Consider the following 2,540-nt stretch of genomic DNA (forward strand, 5'->3'; position numbering starts at 1 on the left):
TGAATAGTGCGACTCGTTGGTTAGTCAAGACTGTTGAAAAGCAGGTATAACTAGCCTTCCAGGTCGCGACATGAAGTGAATAAACTTCGACCTGTGAAAACTCTTATGCCCTTGATGGTGAAATTCCATCCGCCCCGTTGTTGGGTTGACAGCGTAGACCACGGAGTAGCGACTGAACATCAATCTCCGAAGCTGGTTTAAATGCGGGAAGATAATAGTTACCAATGACAATACCGCTAGCAGAGACTGACAAGTAGACGAATAGGAAGGAAATTAAACCCTCGTCACGCAGAACCATCCCAAAGATAGCTATGGGGTGTAGGACGGAAAGTCAAAGGATCAATGGATATAGGTATTATTCAGCTTATATCAACAACCATGTTGAATCCTTCGGGGGAGTTTTCCCTACTAAATTAGTCGTAATAAAGGCATAAGGGAACGAGGAAACCTCCCTAAAACATCTAAGAATATAGGTCGAGAACTTAGAAAGCCATTCAAGGTCAATCTACGCATTTTAGTCGTAGGTCTTAGGGGGAGTAGGATTGGATAATAAGCATTAATTTGCAGACGTATCCACTGTTAGACGTAATGTAAGGCAATGAATAGTAATGAATAAAGCTCAAACACTGAAAAGAAACTTAGGTAATCCTAAACCATTTTTAAGCGTAGCATGGGATACAGAGGACATACCTTCACAAATTTCAATAAATCCTAATCTTAAATGGAGGGATATTGATTGGAAGAAGGTAGAGAAATCTGTGTTTCGATTACAAAAATTGATATACATTGCATCCAGCCGTGGCGAATTCCGCAAGATGCACAGATACCAAAAACTTCTTTTAAAAAGTTACTACGCAAGGTTGCTAGCTGTTAGACGCGTGACACAGGATAACCAGGGAAAGAAAACTGCTGGAATAGATGGTATTAAAAATCTATCCCCAATGCAGCGATTCAACTTGGTGAACCTACTCGCATCACGCCACCCCAAAGCAAGCCCCACCCGCAGGGTATATATACCAAAACCAGGTAAAGATGAAAAACGTCCATTAGGCATCCCTACGATGTACGACCGTGCGTTACAAGCCCTGGTCAAGTTAGGTATGGAACCAGAATGGGAAGCACGCTTTGAACCTAACAGTTACGGTTTTAGGCCAGGAAGGTCAACACATGATGCTATAGAGGCCATCTTTGATAGTATCAAGAAGAAACCAAAATATGTACTAGATGCTGACATATCCAAATGTTTTGACCGAATTAACCATGATAAGCTACTAGGAAAAATTGGAAAATCTCCTTACAGACGATTAATTAAACAATGGTTAAAGTCTGGAGTGTTTGACAATAATCAATTCCTAAAATCTGTGGAAGGTACACCACAGGGAGGGGTCATATCACCTCTACTAGCAAATATCGCCTTACACGGTATAGAGGAAAGACTTATGCAATTTGCTGAAACCATCGATTTTAAAAAGAGTGATGGCCATCAATACAGCAAGAATTTAAAACGCCAAAGTCTATCTTTAATACGTTACGCCGACGACTTTGTAGTTCTGCATAAGGATATCAAAGTGGTGTTACAAGCAAAAGCCGTAATACAAGAATGGTTAAACCAAATAGGATTAGAACTAAAACCAGAAAAAACTAAGATTGCCCACACCCTAGAGGAACACGAAGGAAATAAACCCGGATTTGACTTCTTGGGGTTCACAATCAGGCAATGGAAAACAAAGTCAACAAAACTTGGATTTAAAACGCTGATTAAACCATCCTCCAAGAGTATCAAAGCTCATTATCGGAAATTAGCAGAAGTATGTAACTTGCATAAAACTGCACCAGCAGAAGCACTAATCACTAAACTAAATCCGATAATTAGGGGATGGGCTAACTACTTTTCAGCCATAGTCAGCAAAGAAACATTCAGTAAATTGGATATGCTCCTATGGAAGAGACTAGGTCGATGGGCAAGTAGGAGGCATCCAAATAAGTCACACACCTGGGTCAAAAATAAGTATTTCCCCAAATTAGGAGCCAGAAATTGGATTCTTAACAATGGCGAATATATACTAAACCAACACTCAGATGTTCCTATCGTAAGGCACATCAAGGTTAAAGGTAATAAATCACCCTTTGACGGTGACTGGACTTATTGGGGTAGCAGAATTGGCAAACATCCAGGCGTAAGAAAGGAAGTAACAACGCTACTTAAGCAACAAAAAGGTAAATGCGCATCTTGTGGATTACACTTTAGACCAACGGATTTAATCGAAGTTGACCACATCATTCCAAGGTCTGAAGGCGGTGATAACACCTATAAAAACAAACAACTGTTGCACCGACATTGCCACGACGTTAAAACTGCCGAAGAATTAAAAGCAGTGAACCATAGGACTCATTAAGTCGCTCGGTGGGATTTTAAGGATGTACCCATGACAAGGGGCGTTTAGGAGAGGAGCCGATTTGGAGGTGAAAGTCTCACGTCCGGTTCTGAAGACGAGCAGACCCTATAAAGGGCAACCGGAAATGGGTTTGCTTAGTTTAAC

The 2,540-nt window shown here is 40.9% G+C and carries 1 protein-coding gene; it reads left to right on the forward strand.

Annotation, left to right across the window (positions count from 1 at the left end):
- The first annotated feature begins 608 nt into the window (after nucleotides 1-608).
- Nucleotides 609-2,396: a group II intron reverse transcriptase/maturase gene (gene ltrA / locus F6K23_RS40090; protein ID WP_367267966.1), complete on the forward strand. Its 1,788-nt coding sequence runs from the start codon at nucleotides 609-611 to the stop codon at nucleotides 2,394-2,396.
- Nucleotides 2,397-2,540: the final 144 nt, after the last annotated feature.

The sequence above is a fragment of the Okeania sp. SIO2C9 genome, from assembly GCF_010672455.1.
GTDB lineage: Bacteria > Cyanobacteriota > Cyanobacteriia > Cyanobacteriales > Microcoleaceae > Okeania.